Genomic DNA, 19456 nt, shown 5'->3' with positions numbered 1-19456 from the left:
GGCGTCAGGCTTCGCGCACGAAGTGGCCGGGAGCCACCTCCCGCAACGGCAGGACCTCGGCCCTGGGCTGCCACGGCGTCGCGGGGGCCGGCAACGGATCCTTGGTGACGGGCAGGACCGCCGCGAGCAGCTGCTGCGTGTACGGGTGACGCGGGGAATCGAACAGGACTTCGGTCGGCGCGATCTCGACCACCTGCCCGAGGCACATCACCGCCACCCGGTCAGCGAAGCGCTCCACGACGGCGAGGTTGTGCGAGATGAACACCAGCGTCAGCCCGAGGCTGGTGCGAAGCTCGTCGAGCAGTGCAAGGACCTGCGCCTGGATGGAGACGTCCAGCGACGACGTCGGCTCGTCACACATGAGCAGCTTCGGCTCCAGCGCCAGCGCCCTGGCGATGGCGACCCGTTGCTGCTGGCCGCCGGAGAACTGCCGCGGATAGTGGTCGGCGAAGCGCGGATTGACTCCTACCATCGTCAGCAGCTCGATCGCCCGTTTGCGTCGAGATTCCTTGTCGCCGCGCTTGTGCAGCCGCAGCGGCTCCGCCACGTTCGCCGACACGCTGTAGTGCGGCAGCAAGGAGCCGTACGGATTCTGGAAGACCATCTGCATCCTGGCCCGCAGCCGGCGCATCTCGCGCCCGTGAACCGCCGACAGGTCCACGCCGTCGAAGGTGATGGTGCCACTGGTGGGCGGCATCAGGCCCATCATCAGCCTGGCCATCGTCGACTTTCCGCTGCCGCTCTCTCCCACCAGGCCGAGCGTCTCGCCGTGCCGCACCGACAGGGACACGTCCCGAACCGCGTGCACGTCCCCCGCACGGGTGCTGAACACCTTGTCGACCCCATCCGCGGTGATCAGGTACCCGCCGGCACCGTCTGCGCCGGTCCGCGCGTCGTCATGTTCCACGGTCACGTCAACCATGCTCCACCGCCTTCCAGCAGGCGACCTCGCGTCTTTCCGCGTTTCGCTCCGGTCCCGCGCCCGCGTGCAACAGGTCAACCTCGCCGTGTCCGGGCCACGGGAGCAACGGCTGTTCTTCCCGTCCGCAACGCTCCTCGGCCCGGCCGCACCGCGGGTGGAAGGCACAGCCGGTCGGCCGGTAGGCCAGGTCGGGGGGTGATCCCGGAATCGGCAGGAGCGCGCGCTGGCGGGCGCCTACCTCGAGAGTGGACTCGAACAGGCCCGTGGTGTAGGGGTGTGCGGGGCGGGAGAGCAGCCGTCGTATCGGCCCATGCTCAACCACGCGTCCCGCGTACATAACCATCGCGTCGTCGCAGAAGTACCTGGCGACGCCGAGGTCGTGGGTGATCATGATGATGCCGGTGCCGCGTGCCTTCAGCTCGGCCAGCAGGTCCAGCAGCTGGCGCTGGACCGTGACGTCGACCGCCGTAGTCGGCTCGTCGGCGATCAGCACCGACGGCTGGGTGACCATCGCCATCGCGATCATGGCTCGCTGCCGCATGCCGCCGGACAACTGGAACGGATAGGTGCGGATCCGTTTCTCCGGCTCGGGGATGCCGACGTCGCCGAGGGTCTCGACCGCTCGTCTCTTGGCTTCGGCGTGATCGCAGATCCCGTGCCACTTCAGGTGCTCGGTCAGCTGACGTTCCAGCGTGAGGGTCGGGTTGAGCGCCTCCATCGCGTTCTGGAAGACCATCCCGATGTCGCGTCCGCGGACTTTGCGCATCTGGCGCTCGGACAAGGCAAGGAGATCGGTTCCGCCCAGGCGGGCCTGTCCTCCGGCGATCCGGCCGGTCTTCGGCAGAAGGCGCATCACGCTACGCATCGCGACGCTTTTCCCGCTGCCGCTCTCCCCGACGATCGCCAGCGCCTGCCCAGGCTCCACGGTGAAGCTGACGTCGTCCACCACCCGGAGCACCCGATCGCGGAGCCCGAACTCGGTGCGCAGGCCCTCCACTTCCAACGAGGGGCTCATCGATCCTCCCCGCTTGTGTCGAAGGCGTCCCTGATGCCGTCGCCCACCCAGGTGAACGCCAGCAGAGTGAGGGCGAACAGCGCCGCCGGAAGGAACAGCAGATGCGGCGCGGCCAGGATGTAGCTGGTCCCCTCGGAGATCATCGATCCCCACGACGGGGTGGGCGGCTGGACGCCCAGGCCCAGGAGGGCCAGCCCGGCCTCCGCTCCGATGGCCGCCGGGATGGCGAAACTGGTGGTGACCAGAAGCGGACCTATGGCGTTGGGCAGGATGTAGCGAAGCGAGATGGTCGTCCCGGATGCCCCCATCGATCTGGCCGCTTCAACGTACTCCCGTTCCTTCACCGTGAGGACCTGCGCCCGCACCAGTCGCGCCTGAGTGACCCACGAGGAGATCCCGATCGCCAGCATCACCGCCCAGAGACTGCGTCCCATGACTGTGACCAGCACGATGGCGAACAGGTAGCTCGGGAACGCATACATCACATCGGTGATGCCCATGAGCCCCTGGTCGACCCGGCCGCCGATGTACCCGGCGGACAGCCCGATGAGGATCGCCACGACGAGGGACGCCAGCTCGGCGCCGAACGCCACGAACAGCGCGGTTCGCAGGCCGTAGATCAGCCGGCTGAAGATATCCCGGCCCAGCAGGTCGGTACCGAGCAGGTGCCCCTCGGTGCCTAGTGGGGCCAGCCGCGCATCCGGGTCGGTCTCGGAGAAGTGGTACGGAGCGATCCACGGCGCCGCCAGCGCGGTCACGATCAGCAAACCGCAGAAGATCAGGCTCACGAACGCGAGCCGATTGGCTTTGAACCGGGCCCACGCACGCGACCAGTGACTCCTGGCCTCTCCGGCCTCTACGCCGGCTGTCGCAGCGGGCTCTTCTGTGATCGTCGCCACCGGCTGACACCCCCTGCCGCTCGAATTCGGGGATCGAGGTACCCGTACACCAGGTCCACGATCAGGTTCATGGTCATCAAGATCAGTGCGAAGAAGAGCGCTGTTCCCATCAGCAACGGCATGTCACGGCTGGCGGCTGCCTGCGCGAAGTACAGGCCCAGGCCGGGGATCCGGAACAGCGCCTCGACGAACACCGTGCCGGTCATCAACGACGCCAGCAGGGGCCCGAGCACCGTCACGATCGGGATCAGCGAGTTCCGCAAGGCGTGCCGCATGATCACCGTGGACCGCGGCCCACCCTTCGCCAGGGCCGCGACCACGTACTCCTCACGCAGGGTCTCCAGCATGCTGGAGCGCACATACCTCGCCAGCACCGCGGTAGGGCCGAGGACCAGAGCCAGGACCGGCATGATCATGTAGTGCGGGCCGGCCCAGCCGCTGGACGGCAGAACCCCCAGGGTGAGTGTGAAGAACAGCACCAGGATGACGCCGGTGAGGTAGTTCGGCAGCGCCGTGCCCAGGGTGATCAGGAACATCGTTCCGTGATCCGCAGGCGAGTTCTGCCGGACGGCCGCGTAGACGCCGATCGGTATGGCGATCAGCAGGGACAAGGCCACCGCGATGAGAGCGATGGTGGCCGAGATGGGAAATCCCTGCGCGATGATGTCCTGCACGTCCTGGGTCGGGTACTTGTACGACGGGCCGAAATCCCAGGTGACAGCACCCTTCATGAAGATCAGGTACTGCCGCCAGGCCGGGATGTCGTCGCCGTAGCGGGAGGCGAACGCGTGCACCATGTCCTCGGTGCCCGAGCCGCCGAACTGTGCGGCACCCGCGCTGATCCGCTGGATGTCCGCGAAGTTTCCCGGCGCCAGCTGGAGCAGCGTGAAGGTGATCATGGATACGGCGGTCAGGGAGAGCACCATCCGCATGACACGCTTGCCTAGGTATGTCATGAAGCTCATCGCGTGCCCTCCCTGCGCCTGTCCGGCCGAACGGCCATGGTCAAGATGTCCTTACTGCTCTTCGGCCGCGATGCTCATGCCCTTGAAGTAGTAGGCATCGAGCGAGGGCCGCAGGTTGAGGCCATCGATGGTCGGGCGCACCGCGAAATAGCGGTCCTTCCACAGCACTGGGATGATCAGGTGCTGCTCTTCACGCAGCCTCGCCGCCTCGATGAACAGGGCTTCCTGTTCGGCGTCGTCCGTGGTGTTCATCGCCTGCTCAACCAGGTCGGCGAGCTCCTGCGACCCTTCGCTCGCGTGCTCGTCGCGGATCGCGCTCAATTCCTCGTTCCGTTCCGCGATCGAAAGGTCGCTGTCGGCCTGGACCTCCTGGTACTCCGTCCAGACATCGGCAGGAAGGCTGAACTCCTGGATGTCGCGTGGCGACCAGAGGGAGCCGACCATCGTGGGCCAGTTCGGCGTGCCGGCGAAGGATCCGTAGTAGAAGCCGACGTAGTCGTCGTCCTGAACGGCCCAGCGCCGCTCGACCAGAACACCGGACTCCACCGTGTCGGCCTTGGCGCTGATGCCGAGGTTCCTCCGCCACGAGTCGACGATGGCTTCGACGTCGACATTCGAGCTGCCGGCCAGAAGATTGATCTCCGGGAAACCCTCACCGTCCGGGTAGCCAGCCTCGGCGAGCAGCCGCTTCGCCTCCTCGACGTCCTCGCTCACCTCGATGCTCTCGTCGTAGCCCGGCACGATGCCCAGCACCAGGGAGTGGCCCGGCTCGCCGTCCGGCGTCACGGTCGCGATGTACTCGCGGTCGAGCCCAAGAGACAGCGCCTTGCGGATGTTGACGTCCTCGAGGAGCGGGTTCTCGCTGCGCAGCGTCGCCAGGTAGACATAAGACACCGATGGGGCCACGCGGATGTGCTCGGCCAGCTCCGGGTCGCTCTCCATCCGGATGATGTCCGCGTTGGCCAAGCCGACGATGTCCACTTCGTCGTTCTCGTACGGCACCGTCGCGGCGCCGGTGGTGCCACCCTCCAGCAGCGCGATCTCGATCCGATCGAGGTGCACGTTCTCCGGATCCCAGTAGTGCGGGTTGGGGACCAGCTCCATGCTGGAGTTCGTCACCCACCGGTCCAGCATGAACGGGCCGTTGCTGACGATGTGCTCCGCTTCCTGCCAGTCCTGCGGGTGCTCCTCGACGGTGTCCATGTGCAGCGGCAGCATCGACGGATGCGTCATCGCCATCAGGAAGCCTGGGGTCGGGGTTTCCACCTCGATCTCCAGGACCCGCTCGTCGACCGCGCGGACCCCCACCTCAGACCAATCCTCCGTGCCACCCTCCAGGAAGTCCGCGGCGCCCTTGATGTTGGTGGAGCTCTGGTAGGAGTTGGCTCCCGAGGTGCTGCCGCCGGTCTCGCCGGCTTCCGGCGTGAACAGCCGCTGATAGGTACGCTCGAAGTCTTCCGCTGTCACCGGGTCCCCGTTGGACCAGGCGGCGTTGTCACGGATGTGGAAGGTGTAGGTCAGCCCGTCCTCCGACATCTCCCAGCTCTCGGCCATCCCCGGGGCCACATCGGTGCCTTCTTCGTTCTGCACCACGAGACCCTCGAAGATGCCCTTGGCCGACATCCACATGCCGAAGGTGACCACCTGCGGGTCGATGATCGGCAGGTTGCTGCTGGACAGTCGCAGAACCTGCTCATGCCCGGGGTCGGCATCCGTATCGTCCGAGCTGCTGGTGCCGTTGTCCCTGCTGTCCCCGTCGTCGCCGAACAAGGTGCATCCGGACAGCGCCAGGGTCACCGCCACGGCGGCGGTTACCGACCGAAGCCTGGCAGAGCTTCGTCGGGCCGATCGTGTGCTTGCGCCCATGACTCCTCCTCAAACCTGTAGGACTGTGCTGCCCGTGCGGGCAGGTCACAGCTGCATCGAATGATCGAGAACCTTGCTGATAGCTGCCGCGATGTCCTCGGCGTCCGTTTTGGTGCCGAGCAGCGTCTGCGGTGACAGCCACATCGCCTCGGCCACGAGTTCGTCGGTGGCCGGGAGCTCGGCGGCCGGTTCTGGCCGCCCGAGCCGCGTAGTGATCGTGTGGATCTCCCTGCGGATGGCATCGTTGCGGTGCAGACCCACATAGCCGCCGGACACCGGAACGCCCTCGGCCGCGAGGGCGCGCACGAAACGTCTCTTGCGATCCACGTCACCGAGGCCGGCGACGCGGAAGGTGAACAGATGCCGGCCATGGGCCGTCACCCGTGGATCGATGTCCGGCACGCGAAGGCCCGGGACGCCGGCGAGCATGCCGGTCAGCAGCGACCAGAACTCGTCCCTGCGGCGGGTCTGCTCCGGGTGCCGGCGCAGCTGCGCGCGGAGGATCGCTCCTTGGAACTCGGTGATCCGCAGGTTGAAGCCCACGTGCTCGTGCTGGTACCAGCCGCCGCCCGGCACGCGGCCGACGTTGGCCTGTGCGTACAGCCGGTCCGCGAGGTCCGGAGCGTTCGCCACCACCGCGCCGCCTTCTCCGGATGTCATGTTCTTGCTGGTCTGGAAGCTGAACATGCCCGCGTCGCCGAGCGCACCCACGCGCCGGCCGCGCCACTCGGCGCCGTGGCCTTGCGCGGCGTCCTCCACGACCGCGAGGCCTCTGCGGTTCGCGATTTCCAGAAGGGCGTCCATGTCACACGGCTGCCCGGCCAGGTGCACCGGCATGATCGCCGCGGTCCGCTCGGTGACGGCCGCCTCGGCGGCCCTCGGATCGAGCAGGTGCGTCCGCAGGTCCACGTCGGCGAACACCGGGACCGCGCCGATCATCAGCGCGGCGGTGGCGCTGCCGACGAACGTGTACGCCGGCATCACCACCTCGTCGCCGATGCCCACGCCGAGCGCCTTCAACGCGGCGGTCAGTCCCAAGGTGCCGTTGCACACCGCGATGCAGTGCTCGGCCTGCTGGTAATCAGCGAACTCGCGCTCGAAGGCACGCACGATCTCGCCGTGGCTGCTACCCCAGCGGCCCGATGCGAGAACCTCGGCGAGAACGCGTGCTTCCTCCTCCCCGGACACCGGCCAGGCGGGGAACGGGTCGGTCCGCACCGGGGTGCCGCCGCTGATGGCAAGCTCGGACATCAGGCGTCACCCGGCTCGCCGGCCGTCCGTGCGATCGCACGGCCGACCTGCTCGATGGCCTGGAGGTGGTGGTCCCTGAAATCCGGAGTGGTCGGCTTCCACGTGGTCTGCAGGAAGCCGAGGAGCCGGGCCTGGTCGAGTCGCCGCCGGCAAAAGTCCACCGTCAGCTCGAAGCTCCGGGCCTGCCGGTAGTTGCTGGCCGTGGGGATCTGGTCGAAGCCCTGATCGTCGAGATCGAGATAGGTCAGATACCGCCAGGCACGGTTCTCCGGCTCCGTCTGCACCCGCGGGCGGTCGTTTTCGTTCTCATCGGTGAAAGCCAGGTCGTAGTGCCAGTTGCTCTGCACGATCGATCGGGGCATCTTCCAGTAGAACTCCTGCGGGTGCCGCCAGGCGTGATCCGACCACACCCACGGCCGGCCGCCGGCCTTGGTGACCTCCTCGGCGAAGAAGTTCAGGTCATCCCACCACAGCTCGTGCTGCCGGATCACGACCAGCCGCGACCTCGGCTGATTGGCCGCCGTTTCCTCGTCCATACCCAGATGGAACAGCCGCGGCGCGCCGAAGAGTTCACTGACCTCGGCGATCAGATCCTTGCAGACCTCGTAGTACACCGGTGTCGAGACCTGCCTCTGGTACACACCCAGCCAGGCGTCGTGGCCGGTACTGAAGTTGAGCTTGGGGATGGGTTCCAGCCCCAGCTCCCGCAGCCGGGCCACCTCGTCCTTCAGGCGCGCCGTGCTCCAGGCGTTCTTGAGCGCGATCTCCGGGTGTGACTCGTAACGGACGGCGTCACCGAGATCCAGGAGGACCATGTTGAGGTGGCTGTCGGCCATCTTCTGGGTCAGCTCGGTCCACAGACCGTCGTCGAACTGCATTTCGTCGCGGTACGCACTCAGGCGCCGCGGCTCCGGTGAGTCGCTCCAGAAGTTGTAGCTGATGTGCAGCAGGTTCGCCCAGATACTCATTGACGTCTTCCGATCACGCGATGACTAGTTGGATTCCTGGCGTGCTGCCCAGCGGGCCGCCCGCCGGCGGTCTGCTCGTCTGCGGGCGTTCCGGGCCTTCGCGGCGCCCTGCAACGCCCCCCAGTTGAGCATCGCGACGCCCAGCAGGCGGGTGCCGCTGGTGGGGGTCGGCTGGTTGTCCCAGTCCTCGTAGATGTCCAGGCAGTGCTCGAAGACATCCGGGTCCGACGGCGAGATGGCCATCCAGCGGGCCGCTCCGATCGGGTTGGACTGCAGTACGCCCTGGCCGCTGACCACGTAGCGGACAGTGGCCCGGCCGTCGGCGTTCGTCGCCGCCAGGTTCTCGGTGAACGTGGCCGCGATCTTCGCGATGTCCTGGCTGGTGAAGACGTAGCCGTGCTGGTGCGCCAGCGCGGCGAAGTCCACGTCGATCGCGGCGTGGCTGTAGTCCTCGTAGTTCTTGTAGCCACCGTTGACCGCATACTCCGGCTTGTGCATGGAGATGTCCGTCTCCGCCGAGCCGGTCTTGGTGTAGCCCTCCCACGCAGCCGAGTACGTCGGGAAGTAGTACCAGATCGACGTGGTGACGCCGTTGGTTACCTGATCGATCAACTCCGCCTTGAACATCTCGGCCAGGGCGGTGGCGCGGTGGACGTGCTGCGGGTCACCGGTGATCGCAGCCAGTTCCAGGACCGTCCGCCCCAGAGCAAGGCTCTGATTCGTCGGCTGGGCCTGGCCGTCGAACCCGAACGGCTTCCCCTTCTCCCAGAAGTAGTAGCCACGGCCGTCGGAAGTCTCGCGCCACTCGTCGTCGTGAACGGCCACCGCGGCCTCCACGTCGGCCAGGTACTCGTCGGCCTTGTCCTGGTAGTACTGGTCATTGATGAGCTGCGGGTCGGTCTTGACGATCCGCACGAAGCTGGCGATCGGGTACGTGATCATGCCGGTGTGCACGCCCAGGATCACCGGCTGGGCGAACATGGGGTAGTTGCCCTCGGCGGGCCGGGTGCCCACGTTTTGATCGTGCGCGGTGCAGAGAATGGTGCCCGGGTAGTCGTCGTAGATGCGCTGGACCGCGTAGTCCGGGCTGGACGGGTCCATGGTCAGGCCGGTGAACGTATCGGTGTAGTCGAACCGTTCGTTACGGACCACCAGGGAGAACGTGTCACCCGCCCCGTGGGTGACGGTGACGTGCGCGGTGTCGGCGTAGTTCCGCCCGCTGCGGATCTCCAGCGTCGGCTGGCCGTTCCCATCGAGAAGCTCGGAGATCCCCAGTGTGTACGGGTTCATCGTGCGCCAGGCGGGAAGCGAAAGCCCGCGGTAATCGGTGACGCCGCGCTCGCTGTCCCGGTGAGTAAGCATGATGTCGACGTTGCCGATGAACCGGTCGAGATAGTCGGTGTCCCCATGCGCCAGGTACATCATGATGAAGCTGCGCAGTGCATAGGACTGCTGCCACGCCAGGGCGCCGGCCTCATTGTTGTTGTCCGGGCTCTGGCCTCCGCTCTGATAGGCCGCGTCGAAGGCGTCGAATGCGGCGGGAGTCGTGAGGTCCAGCGTTTGGGACGCCCCGGCCGGACCGGCCACGGAGACGCCCAGCGCTCCAGCTGACAACCCGCCGGCGGTGAGGAAGCCCGCCTGCTGGAGGAATCGGCGTCGGGTCACGCCCGCGTTCACGGTGGAGCTTGCTTCCGGCACACGATGCGGTGCTGCCATGGACGTCTCCTTTGTTCAGAAAAGGGTCACGCGCTGGTTCCGATGAGTCTGTTCTGTATCTCTTTGCTTGTCAACTGCTTCTCTATAACGAAAACATGACGCCGCATCGCGGATGACGAGGGCATTCTCGCCATCCGCGAAGATCACAATGTACGCCTACCGGCACAGATTCCAGCGCCACCCAGGCCCCTCTGCACCAATTTCGGCGGTCCGGAAGTCCGGGTGCAAAGCTGACTCAATCCGGACCACTAGGAGACTTCAACCAGGATCTTCGCAACAGATTCGATCGCCCGCGACGCGGCGGCATGGACCCAATGGGCGATGGGCAGGCCGACATCGCCGGCGCTCTCCGACTTCGGCAGCAGGCACCGCAGCACCACAACCCAGCCGGGTCACTTCTTGGAAACAGACGGAAGCAGTACTTCCGTTCTACGCCTGCGCTTCAGCGGATTCCGTGGCCACGGGTTCACCCGATCCCGACCATCCGTGCTGGGAATCGACCCGGCGGATGACCGGCATCGGGAGCCTGCGATCCACCGGCGGCCCCTCGAGCCGTGCATGCCTGCGCTCCCACAGGATCTGGGCAGCTTCCCGCCCGATGTCTTCACACGGGACCCGGACCGACGTCAGGATCCCGTCGCCCACCTCGGCGATGTCCTCGAAGGCCACCATCGCCGGCCAGCCTTCCGGCGGCACATCTGCAGTCCGCAACGCAGCGGCCATGCCGAGCGCCGCGTTGTGGCTGGCGCACACCACGGCCGTGACATCCCGGCGAACGACGACGGCTCGGGCCACCAAGGCCGCGATCTCGGCCTGGCGCTCGAACGAGTCTGGGGGCGCATCAGGAAGGAAAGAGATGTTCTCCACCCGCTCACCGAACTGTTCCATCGCGTCCCGCCAGCCGCGCATGCGCAGGACCGACCAGTGATACCTGGGGTCCTCGATGCCCTCGGCATGCAGGCCCAGGTAGGCGATGCGGCGATGACCTCGCTGCCAGAGATGCCGAGTGGCGGCGCGTCCACCGTCGACGTGATCGACTGTCACCATGTCGATGACCATCTCCGGCGTGGGAGGGGTCATCGGTATCGACGCCCAGCGAACCCGGGCGGTCGAAGCGTCGCCGAAGGCCGCCAGGTCCTCGCCGCGATCCGGCATGGCCAGGAAGGCTCCGGCGATGGGCGGCAGGGTACCGTCGAGGGCACGCCGCAGAGCGGCGTCGATGTCCATGGTCGCGCTCGCGGCGCCGAGCTGGGTCACTCTCTCCTCGAAGCCGAGCCGCACCCGGTCCACCGTGGTCATCGTGCCCGTGCTCCCGGTGGCCTGCACCAGCATCAGGTAGCTGTCCGGCTCGGCGCTGGCGGTGTCCGCGACGAACACACCGACTCGCGGAACCGTGCGCAGCAGGCCCTCGTCGACGAGCTTCCTCAGCTCCGAGGTGACAGTCCGCGGGGAGAGCCGGTATTTCTCCTGCAATTCCCGCACCGTGGGAAGCATGTCACCGGGCCGCAGGTGCCCCTCGCGGCAAGCCTGGCGAAGGTCGTCGACCAAAGCCTGGCGCTGCCTCTCGGACGTTCTCCTGGTAACCACCCTGAGACCTCTCTGTGCTTCCCGTTGGTGAAGCACAGCGTATATCACCTTCCGCAGATGACATACCATTCCAATAAAAGACCAGGTAGAAGGCCTATTGCGGCGCGGAAACAGGAGGTAGCAAACGTTTCACCTGAAGGGACTGGTCATTCCGTGCATGAATCCTGGCCAGTCATCAGTAATGCACCCAGCCGCCGTCGACGTTGAGCACCTGGCCGGTGACAAATCCACTTTCGGCACTGGCGAGAAAGACGAACGCGCCGGCCAAGTCATCGGCATACCCGCGTCGCTTGAGTGCCTGTCGGGCGGTGATCCGGTCGAAGACAGCTGCCGCGTCCGGTTCCATCTCTTGCTCGTGTTCGGTGCGGATGGCACCGGGCATGACGGCGTTGACCCGGATGCCATCCTCTCCCAGCTCCCGGGCGAGCGCACGGGTCAGCCCGATGAGACCAGCCTTGCTCGCGGTGTAGTGCAGCGCACCTGGCTGACCGGTCTCGACCATGACGCTGGTGACATTGATGACGCAGGCGTGCTCGCTGACTCGCAGGTCAGGGTACGCGGCACGCGTCATGAGCCAGGATCCGCGCAGATTCACATTCAGCACGTGGTCCCACTGGTCGACCTGGAGCTCAGCCCACGGGACGCGCGCGGAGGCGGCGGCGTTGTTGACCACGATGTCGACAGCTCCGAGCTCGGCCCGCACGGTCGTGGCGAACGACTCGACGGCCTGCGGGTCCACCATGTCGGCCGGAACCGCGATCGCCCGGCCACCCGTGGCATTGATCTCGGCCACCAGCTTCACCGCCTGTTCCCTGGGTCGCGGACCCGGCTCGTGACCGACCGCGACCGCGGCGCCCTCGGCGGCGTAGGCCCGCGCCACAGCCGCCCCGATCCCACGCGAAGCACCCGTCAGCAGGGCTACCCGGCCGGTCAGCCGCTGGCCGCTCATGTCCGCTCGATCAGGTCGGCGCGCTCGGTCACGACCAGCGACGTGGGCACACCGGCGTACTCGGACCTGGCTCGGAAGAGGCGGCCGGCGAGTGGCTCTCGCGCACTGGCGGCGTCGCCGTAGCCTTCCCGTGCCGTGGTGATCAGCAGGTCCCTCCCGTCGGTTCCACCGAGTGCGACGCTGGTGCACTGGCGGGGCGGCACGTGGACGACGACGTCGGCCCTGCCGCTCGCGTCGAACCGGCGGACCTGCCCGCCGTCGTACATGGCCACCCAGACGCCTCCCTCCACGTCCACGGCGAGCCCGTCAGGGAGCGCGTCGCCGGACTCGAAGTCGACGAACGGTTGCGACCCGGTGACCTTGCCGGAATCGAGATCCACCTGATGCACCCAAACCCTTCGTTCGAATGTGTCGACGTGGTACAGCTTCGAGCCGCCCGCGTCCCAGACCATGCCGTTCGTGAGCGTGAAACCACGGGCAGCCTCGGCGACCGTGCCGTCGCGCTCGACCCGCAGCAGCGAACCTCCATGACGGGCCCGGCCCGGGGCGATGGTCCCGATCCACAGCCGGCCGTGCTGATCCGCGACGCCGTCGTTGACCAGCCAACCGGCGCCGAGCCGGAGATCAGCCCAGCGACCGAGCGGCTCCCACGAACCCTGGCCAACGGAGAGCACATCGACGGCCTCTCCGCGGGCAACGACCACGCCGCCGGATGACGCCGGCTGAACCAGCGAGGTCCGGACTCCGGTTCGCCAGGCGACTGTGGCGTGCTCGTCGGGCCGGCGCCTCCAGACGACACCTGCCGCGGCGTCGACCCACCACCAGGCAGCACCGTCCCACCGCGGGCTCTCCCCGAGAGTCGTGCGAGGCCCGTCGGCCTCGGCCACCGGTTCGGCGTCCATGTCTGCCCTTTCATCTGGGTCACAGCAGGCTACACCACTATGAAACGTCCGGTTCGCAAAGTTGTCGCGACCTGCTCCGTGGCTTTAGACCCGGGGGCTCCACGTCGGCGTGCCGCCAGGCTCTCTCATGCCATCTAGTGGAACCACCCTTGCCCTGTTACTCATTGTGGCATACCCTGCAACCCATATTGTGAAGCACAGCATTCCATTTAGGGAAACAGAAACGATCAGTTGGGAGACAGCGGGTTGGCCATTTTGACGTCGCAGAAGCGCGACCGCTCCGACGCCCTCAGCCGCGAGGCTCGCACGCTCACCCCCGGTGGCGTGCACTCCAACGTGCGGCTGGCCGGGCCACCGGTGTTCTTCGATCGGGGCGAAGGCGCCTGGCTGTACGACGTCGACGGCAACGACTATCTCGACTACCTGCTCGGACAGGGCCCGAACTTCCTCGGTCACGCGCCGGCGAAGGTCAACGACGTCGTCGCCCGCGAGATGCGGCGTGGCTCCGTCTTCGGAGCCCAGCACGCACTGGAGAACCGAGCGGGCGAGCTCTTCCTCGACACCGTACGGTGGCCGGAGAGGGTTCGGTTCGGCATGACCGGCACCGAGTCGGATCAGGCCGCGCTGCGGCTCGCCCGGGCCGCCACCGGCCGCGGCAAGTTCGTGCGGTTCGAGGGGACGTACCACGGCTGGCTGGACAACGTCCTGGCGAGCACCGAGGACGGAGTGACGTCGCCGGCCAGCGCCGGCCAGCTCCCTCACCACCTGGACGACACCTACTTTCTGCCCTACAACGACGCCGCCTCCCTCGAGGCCACGCTCGCCGCCCACGACGACATCGCCGCCGTGATCCTCGAGCCGGTGATGTGCAACAGCGGCGTCATCCCACCGCGGCCGGATTATCTAGCCCGGGTTCGCGAGCTGTGCGACCAGCACGCAGTGGTGCTGATCTTCGATGAGGTCATCACCGGTTTCCGCCTGGCGCTGGGCGGCGCCGCGGAACGCTTCGGAGTGACACCCGACCTCGCGGTGTACGGCAAGGCGATGGCGGGAGGATGGCCGGTGTCCGCGCTGGCCGGCAAGGCAGCCCTGATGGATCTGTTCGCCGACGGCGTGGTCCATGCCGGGACGTTCAACTCGTCCGTGCCGGCGTGCGCGGCCGTCATCGCGACATTGACCACGCTGCGCGAGGAACCACCCTACGAGCAGGTCGAGAAGCACGGCAGTGCGCTCATGGACCAGATCCGCGAGCTCGCCCACACGTACGCACTCGACCTGCGGGTCCAGGGCTTGCCGGCTGCCTTCCACGTCTCCTTCGGTCCTCAGGAACCCGTCCACGACCATTCCGGACTCGCCGGACTCGACCTCGAGAGATATCAGCGGCTCGCGCGCACGCTGGTCGATCACGGCATGTGGGTAGCGCCACGCGGGATCTGGTACGTCTCGACGGCTCACGGGGAGCACGAACTCGATGTCGCCACGTCCAGGCTCGATGCGGCGCTGGCGGCGGAAACCACGTGACCATGCGCACTGCCACTACCCGCGAACCCCAAGCCACCGACTGGCTAGGCCTGCTCGAGGATCTGGTCAACACCGACAGCGCACCGGACGACCACGCCGGGATCGACGCGGTCTACGGCAAGCTCGCCCCAGTGGTGGAGCAGCTGGGGTTCACCGTGAAGAAGCTCGCCACCGACGGCGGCCCCGACGCCATGCTCGCCCGCCGGCACGGTTCACGAGGTGACGCCCGCCGCGTTCTCATGGTGGGACATGTCGACACGGTGTTTGCTCGAGGAACCGCACAGGCTCGGCCGTTCACGATCGCCGGCGAGCGCGCCTACGGCCCCGGTGTAGCCGACATGAAGGGCGGACTGGTGGTCATCCTGGCCGCACTGAGCCGCCTCGACGACGCCGCGCTGGCCGGCCTCGACATCACGGTGCTGTTCAACGGCGACGAGGAATCCGGCTCTGTCTTTTCCCGACCGGTCATCGAGGAGGCAGCCACCGGCCAGGACGCCGCGCTGATCTTCGAGGCGGCCCGTCCCTCCGGAGCCATCGTGAGTTCCCGTCGCGGAGTGGCCCGGTACCGCCTCGACGTGACCGGACGTGCCTCACACAGCGGCTCCAACCCGCAGGCGGGCGCGAACGCCCTGGAGACGCTCGCTCACACGATCATCGGGATCCAGGACGCTGGCCGGCGGATCGACGGCGCCACGGTCACCGCGGTCCTGGCCGAAGGCGGGTCGCGGCCCAACATCGTTCCCGCGGCGGCCTCGGTGCACGTCGATGCCAGGTTCGACGACGACCGCGCGGATCAGGCCGTCGAGCGAGAACTCGGCAAGCTCACCGGCGAAGGCCCGGTGGAGGGCACCGTGACCCGGCTGACGCGCTATGCCGGCCGCCCGGCGTTCGGCCGGCCCTATACGGAGCTGGCCAGGGCCTACACCGACGCCGGCCGGGAACTGGGGGTGCAGATCGAGACGGTTTCCGCCGGAGGTGTCTCGGATGCCAACTTCACCGCCGCTCTGGGGGTGCCGACCATCGACGGGCTCGGCCCCTCCGGCGGCCGCGCACATACCGACGACGAGTACATCGAGCTCGCCACCGTCCAGAAACGCGCATCAGTCTGCGCTGCGTTGCTATCCCGGCTGAGCAGCGCCGCTTCGCCGCACTAGCCCACCTCTCCCCCGGCCCGTTCCCAACCCCTGGCATGGGTTAGGGTCGCTAACGCGTCCGAAATGTCGGAAATGTGGAGCCATAACTCATGCCAGGGGTTGGGAACGGGCGTGGATTGTCCCCGGGCGGGGAAGGGTCAGCGACGGTTGCGAAGGTCCACCGAGACGCCGGGCCGCGCCCAGGCGGCGCCGAGCTCGCTGAACAACGCACGTGTCCTGGCGGAGTCGGCCACGGCCGCGTTGATGCCGGCGAGGATCACCCGGCGGGAGCCGTCCTCGTCGCGTTCTTCGAGGTGTTCCGCCGGAATCCGGTGCGGGTCTCCGGAGGCGAGCATCCCCTCCAGGAACGCGGTGAACGCCTCGGTCCGCTGGAGCGAGGCGCGCAGTGGGACGTTTTGCGGGTCGCGACGATGAGCGAGCAGATTGTCGAAGGGCCGGCCACGCTCGGTGGAGAGGTCCAGCCGCTCACCGTCGATGCTCAGCACGCTCGCCGTCTCCCCGAGCTCCGCGACGCCGGACGTGCCGTACACCGTGACCACGGGCGCCTCCTGCATCTCGGCACACAGCGTCAAGGCGACGTGAATGCGCTTTCCATCACCAAGCCGGATGCGGGCGCTGAGGGTGTCGTCCGTGGCGATGTCCCGGCACCGGTATGCCTCGACCTCGAGCGTCTCCGGAACTGCGGACGGGTCCGCTGCCTGTGCCACCGCGAGCGCGTTCATGACCGGGTGCGCCAGCGGATTGGTGGCCACGCCGTCAGCGGCCACGACGCCGTCGAGCGCACGGTGCCCCGCCCAGCGCGAACGCTGGTAGTAGCGATCGAGGCGGATCCACTGCCCGGTGACGGTGATGTCGCCGATCTCGCCGAGCGTGCCGTCCGCGACCAGGGCGAGAAGGCGGATCATCGGTTCAGCGGCCAAGCCCTGGAAGCCGATCTGGCACAACCGGCCCCGGTTCCGGCTCAGCTCGATGAGCTGCGTGTGCTCGGTCACGGAGACAACCGGTGGCTTCTCCAGCATGACATCGGACCCGGCCTCCATGGCGTCCCATGCCATCTCGAAATGCGTGTGCGGAGGGCTGGCGACGATGGTGACGTCCGGCCGGGTGCGCGCCAGCATAGATCGGTGGTCGGTGAAGAACTCCACACCCGCGGGCAGATCCGCCGCGGCCTCCGGGTTGACGTCGCAGCCGGCGACGAAGCGCGCCGAACCCGCGGCGCCGTGGGCCGTAAGTGGCTCCAGATAGGACCTTCCGTAGCCCCGGACACCGATCAGCGCCACTGTGGCCGGTATGTCATGTGAGTTCACTGGCCGTCATCACCTTCCGGTCGAGCTGCCTTCGCCCAACGATTCTCTTCCAGGCTCGTCACCTCAGCGCGTGGTGGCGGGTCCGGCGACCTGGTCGAGAATCTCGCCGACGATAGTGGTGGTCCGCGTCTGCGTCGTCCACGCCTCAGGCGTCAGGGTCAGCCGATGCGCGAGGGCGGCGACGGCGACCTCCTTGACGTCCTCCGGCACCACGTAGTCTCGCCCGTCGAGCACGGCCAGCGCTCGCGCCGTCAGCAGCAGCGCCTGCGAACCTCGCGGTGACGCGCCGACCTCGACGGCGCGGTGCCGTCTGGTGGCGGTGGCGAGGTCCACGCAATAGGCGATGACGGACGGGTCTACGTCCACGGCTTCGACGCCGGCCTGCAACGCCAGCAGGGTCTCGGCATCGACGACGGCCGATACCTGTGTCTCCTCTCGCCGGCGAGCCACCCGCCTGCTCAACACGTCGGCCTCGCGCGCGGGCTCGAGGTAGCCGGCCGAGAGCCGGAGCATGAACCGGTCGAGCTGCGCCTCCGGCAGCGGATAGGTTCCTTCGTACTCGACCGGGTTGGACGTCGCCAGCACATGGAACGGCCGCGGCAGCACGAACGTGGTTCCCTCCACCGTGGTCTGCTTCTCCGCCATCGCTTCGAGCAGCGCCGACTGGGTCTTCGGCGGCGTGCGGTTGATCTCGTCGGCCAGCAGGAGGCCCGTGAACAGCGGCCCCTCGCGGAAGGAGAACTCGCGCGGGCCAGGATCCCAGACGAAGGATCCGGTGACGTCGCCAGGCAGGAGGTCCGGTGTGCACTGCAATCGCCGGAACCGAAGGCCGAGCGCTCCGGCCAGACTCCGCGCGGCGAGCGTCTTCCCCAGGCCGGGAACGTCCTCGAACAGCACGTGCCCACCCGCCAGAATGGCCGCCAGCGCGAGCCGCAGTGAACGCTCCATCCCCACGACGGCGGTGCCGACCTCTTTCAGGACCGACTCCCCGTACTCCGCGACGCGGTCGGCCGCGACAGGAGCGGGGGCGGCGCCGGCCATCAGCGGCTCATCACCCGTGTCCGATGCCATCAGCCCCATCTCTCCCAGCCGGCAGATGGTCCCCACGATATCCGGACCGCCGGTGTCCAGCCGCACGGCCTCACGGCATTCACGCCACCGCGGGCCGATCGCCGCCCATTCCGCTCGCGCCGAGCTCCAGGCGGGCCCGGCGCGCGAGGTCGCGGATCTCGGCCGGGTCCACCTGTCCGGCCAGGAGAGCCTGCAAGAGCCGCGCCAGCCGGTAGTCGGGTTCATGCCGAAGCGCACGTTCCAGGGCCACGGCAGCCAGCGCCCCACGCCCGTGCTGGTACGCGATGGCGGCGAGGACGGTGCACGCCGGCGCACAGCACTCGTCCGGGGCGCTCTGGGCCAGGGCGATCAGGAATGCCAGGAACTGGCCCACTTCTTCGTCCACGCCCCACGTGACGAGGGCATCACGAACCCATCGGTCCTCGAGGGACAGCAGGATGCGCACTGCCACGGCGTCGTCGATGTGACCGGGTGTGTCGGCGAACGAGCAGAGAGCGGAGCGTACAGTCTCCAGGGCATGCCGCCGTGCGCCGTCCACGCCTCTGTTCATCACGTCGTCGACGAAGACCGGGCCGGTCTCGTCGATGCGCTGGCGCACCGCCGCGAGACGATGCCCCCTCGGCCCCGAGACGCTCTGCGCGAGGGCCTCCCGGCCGGGCAGGACGGCCGCGCCGTCGAGGGCGCGGCGTGCCTCGAAGGCCGCGACGTCGTCGCTGTTCACCGGAGACAACGCGGTTCCGTGCCGCGGGCAGCAGGACCCGGCACACGTGTAGGACCACCAGCGGCCGTCGCGGACGAGCAGGGCTTCGGGGATGCTGATGTCGCGACGCCGGAACTCGTCTGCCAGGAGGGTGAACTGGACCCGCCCGGGCAGCTGATCGCCGTCGTCGGGTCGCGAGGTGTACCACACGAGGACCACCTGGCCCACGTCGTCCGAGCCGGCCCGGGCCGCGATCTCCGCGGCGAAATCGTCCGAGCACCCGGGATCGGGCAGATCCGCGCGTAGGACCAGACCGACCTCGTTGCCCGGCTTGGCCATACAGAGAATGACCAAGCTCTCGGCAGGGTGGAAGCCGAGAATCCTGGGTATGACGCTGATGATCTCCGATGGGCTCTTGAGGCTGACTTTTACTTTCGTTTGATTAGATTTCATGCCTACAAACCCTGCACTCTCCCTCTTGCCCGCGCCAGAGCAGAACGGAAAACTGTGGATAACCCGCCACACGCACACGCCCTCGCCCGGGTACCCACGTCCAGCCGTACAGTGCAGGTCGATTTCAGGACAATAGATTTCAGTAGATGCAACTTCTAGTTCGATATCGTATGGTTATGTGCACAGAGCAGGCAACGGCTTGGATCACCG

General features: G+C 67.5%; 16 protein-coding genes. 2 read left to right on the top strand and 14 right to left on the bottom strand.

All coding sequences use genetic code 11. The features are described from left to right. Window positions 1–4 precede the first annotated feature (4 nt). From G1H11_RS06725 to G1H11_RS06675, 11 genes are all read right to left on the bottom strand, one after another. A complete protein-coding gene (locus G1H11_RS06725) occupies window positions 5–922 on the bottom strand; it encodes an ATP-binding cassette domain-containing protein (RefSeq protein WP_163817349.1) in 918 nt (305 codons plus the stop codon). After that, window positions 915–1937 (bottom strand): ABC transporter ATP-binding protein, encoded by a 1023-nt coding sequence (locus G1H11_RS06720; protein WP_163817348.1) that lies wholly within the window; start codon window positions 1935–1937, stop codon window positions 915–917. Before G1H11_RS06720 ends, G1H11_RS06725 begins: the two co-directional genes overlap by 8 nt. After that, window positions 1934–2836: an ABC transporter permease subunit gene (locus G1H11_RS26915; protein WP_163817346.1), complete on the bottom strand. Its 903-nt coding sequence runs from the start codon at window positions 2834–2836 to the stop codon at window positions 1934–1936. The genes G1H11_RS06720 and G1H11_RS26915 overlap by 4 nt, the downstream gene beginning before the upstream one ends. Continuing rightward, a complete protein-coding gene (locus G1H11_RS06710) occupies window positions 2794–3801 on the bottom strand; it encodes an ABC transporter permease (RefSeq protein WP_163817344.1) in 1008 nt (335 codons plus the stop codon). Before G1H11_RS06710 ends, G1H11_RS26915 begins: the two co-directional genes overlap by 43 nt. Window positions 3802–3852: 51 nt before the next feature. Further along, on the bottom strand, window positions 3853–5667 hold the full coding sequence (locus G1H11_RS06705; protein ID WP_163817342.1) for a peptide ABC transporter substrate-binding protein: 1815 nt from the start codon (window positions 5665–5667) through the stop codon (window positions 3853–3855). Window positions 5668–5712: 45 nt separating this feature from the next. Continuing rightward, window positions 5713–6918 (bottom strand): DegT/DnrJ/EryC1/StrS family aminotransferase, encoded by a 1206-nt coding sequence (locus G1H11_RS06700; protein ID WP_163817341.1) that lies wholly within the window; start codon window positions 6916–6918, stop codon window positions 5713–5715. Continuing rightward, entirely contained in the window at window positions 6918–7886 is a 969-nt protein-coding gene (locus tag G1H11_RS06695) for a Tat pathway signal protein (RefSeq protein WP_163817339.1), read from the bottom strand. Before G1H11_RS06695 ends, G1H11_RS06700 begins: the two co-directional genes overlap by 1 nt. Before the next feature lie 24 nt (window positions 7887–7910). After that, the gene (locus tag G1H11_RS06690; protein WP_163817337.1) at window positions 7911–9602 is read right to left on the bottom strand and encodes a hypothetical protein; all 1692 of its coding nucleotides are present in this window, start codon (window positions 9600–9602) and stop codon (window positions 7911–7913) included. Between the two features lie 429 nt (window positions 9603–10031). Continuing rightward, window positions 10032–11189 (bottom strand): substrate-binding domain-containing protein, encoded by a 1158-nt coding sequence (locus G1H11_RS06685; protein ID WP_163817335.1) that lies wholly within the window; start codon window positions 11187–11189, stop codon window positions 10032–10034. 175 nt (window positions 11190–11364) lie between these two features. Then, window positions 11365–12138 carry an SDR family NAD(P)-dependent oxidoreductase gene (locus tag G1H11_RS06680; protein WP_163817333.1) on the bottom strand — a complete coding sequence of 258 codons (774 nt, stop codon included), beginning with the start codon at window positions 12136–12138 and terminating at the stop codon, window positions 11365–11367. Next, window positions 12135–13040: an SMP-30/gluconolactonase/LRE family protein gene (locus G1H11_RS06675; protein ID WP_163817332.1), complete on the bottom strand. Its 906-nt coding sequence runs from the start codon at window positions 13038–13040 to the stop codon at window positions 12135–12137. The genes G1H11_RS06680 and G1H11_RS06675 overlap by 4 nt, the downstream gene beginning before the upstream one ends. Window positions 13041–13286: 246 nt before the next feature. Here G1H11_RS06675 and G1H11_RS06670 point away from each other — a divergent pair, with 246 nt between their 5' ends. Then, window positions 13287–14561, top strand: a complete 1275-nt coding sequence (locus G1H11_RS06670; RefSeq protein ID WP_216843513.1) for an aspartate aminotransferase family protein — start codon at window positions 13287–13289, stop codon at window positions 14559–14561. Between the two features lie 2 nt (window positions 14562–14563). Continuing rightward, window positions 14564–15715, top strand: coding sequence for a M20 family metallopeptidase (locus G1H11_RS06665; RefSeq protein WP_246211074.1), 1152 nt, complete (start codon window positions 14564–14566; stop codon window positions 15713–15715). Between the two features lie 137 nt (window positions 15716–15852). Here G1H11_RS06665 and G1H11_RS06660 read toward each other — a convergent pair whose 3' ends face one another. The 3 genes from G1H11_RS06660 to G1H11_RS06650 form a co-directional block, all read right to left on the bottom strand. Further along, on the bottom strand, window positions 15853–17022 hold the full coding sequence (locus G1H11_RS06660; RefSeq protein ID WP_163817330.1) for a Gfo/Idh/MocA family oxidoreductase: 1170 nt from the start codon (window positions 17020–17022) through the stop codon (window positions 15853–15855). Window positions 17023–17085: 63 nt separating this feature from the next. Further along, on the bottom strand, window positions 17086–18063 hold the full coding sequence (locus tag G1H11_RS06655) for an AAA family ATPase (protein ID WP_163817843.1): 978 nt from the start codon (window positions 18061–18063) through the stop codon (window positions 17086–17088). Between the two features lie 109 nt (window positions 18064–18172). After that, window positions 18173–19246 (bottom strand): DUF4192 domain-containing protein, encoded by a 1074-nt coding sequence (locus tag G1H11_RS06650; RefSeq protein WP_163817329.1) that lies wholly within the window; start codon window positions 19244–19246, stop codon window positions 18173–18175. Window positions 19247–19456 lie beyond the last annotated feature (210 nt).

The organism is Phytoactinopolyspora alkaliphila (assembly GCF_010550695.1).
Taxonomy (GTDB): Bacteria; Actinomycetota; Actinomycetes; order Jiangellales; family Jiangellaceae; genus Phytoactinopolyspora; species Phytoactinopolyspora alkaliphila.
The sequence above is the reverse complement of the archived record's forward strand: the minus strand, read 5'-3'. Positions and strand labels throughout refer to the sequence as shown.

Excerpts from the sequence above, each read along its gene's own strand:
- G1H11_RS06725 (WP_163817349.1), bottom strand. The coding sequence starts at position 922 with ATGGTTGACGTGACCGTGGAACATGACGACGCGCGGACCGGCGCAGAC.
- G1H11_RS06720 (WP_163817348.1), bottom strand. The coding sequence starts at position 1,937 with ATGAGCCCCTCGTTGGAAGTGGAGGGCCTGCGCACCGAGTTCGGGCTC.
- G1H11_RS06710 (WP_163817344.1), bottom strand. The coding sequence starts at position 3,801 with ATGAGCTTCATGACATACCTAGGCAAGCGTGTCATGCGGATGGTGCTC.
- G1H11_RS06705 (WP_163817342.1), bottom strand. The coding sequence starts at position 5,667 with ATGGGCGCAAGCACACGATCGGCCCGACGAAGCTCTGCCAGGCTTCGG.
- G1H11_RS06700 (WP_163817341.1), bottom strand. The coding sequence starts at position 6,918 with ATGTCCGAGCTTGCCATCAGCGGCGGCACCCCGGTGCGGACCGACCCG.
- G1H11_RS06695 (WP_163817339.1), bottom strand. The coding sequence starts at position 7,886 with ATGAGTATCTGGGCGAACCTGCTGCACATCAGCTACAACTTCTGGAGC.
- G1H11_RS06690 (WP_163817337.1), bottom strand. The coding sequence starts at position 9,602 with ATGGCAGCACCGCATCGTGTGCCGGAAGCAAGCTCCACCGTGAACGCG.
- G1H11_RS06680 (WP_163817333.1), bottom strand. The coding sequence starts at position 12,138 with ATGAGCGGCCAGCGGCTGACCGGCCGGGTAGCCCTGCTGACGGGTGCT.
- G1H11_RS06675 (WP_163817332.1), bottom strand. The coding sequence starts at position 13,040 with ATGGACGCCGAACCGGTGGCCGAGGCCGACGGGCCTCGCACGACTCTC.
- G1H11_RS06665 (WP_246211074.1), top strand. The coding sequence starts at position 14,564 with ATGCGCACTGCCACTACCCGCGAACCCCAAGCCACCGACTGGCTAGGC.
- G1H11_RS06655 (WP_163817843.1), bottom strand. The coding sequence starts at position 18,063 with ATGGCCGGCGCCGCCCCCGCTCCTGTCGCGGCCGACCGCGTCGCGGAG.
- G1H11_RS06650 (WP_163817329.1), bottom strand. The coding sequence starts at position 19,246 with ATGAAATCTAATCAAACGAAAGTAAAAGTCAGCCTCAAGAGCCCATCG.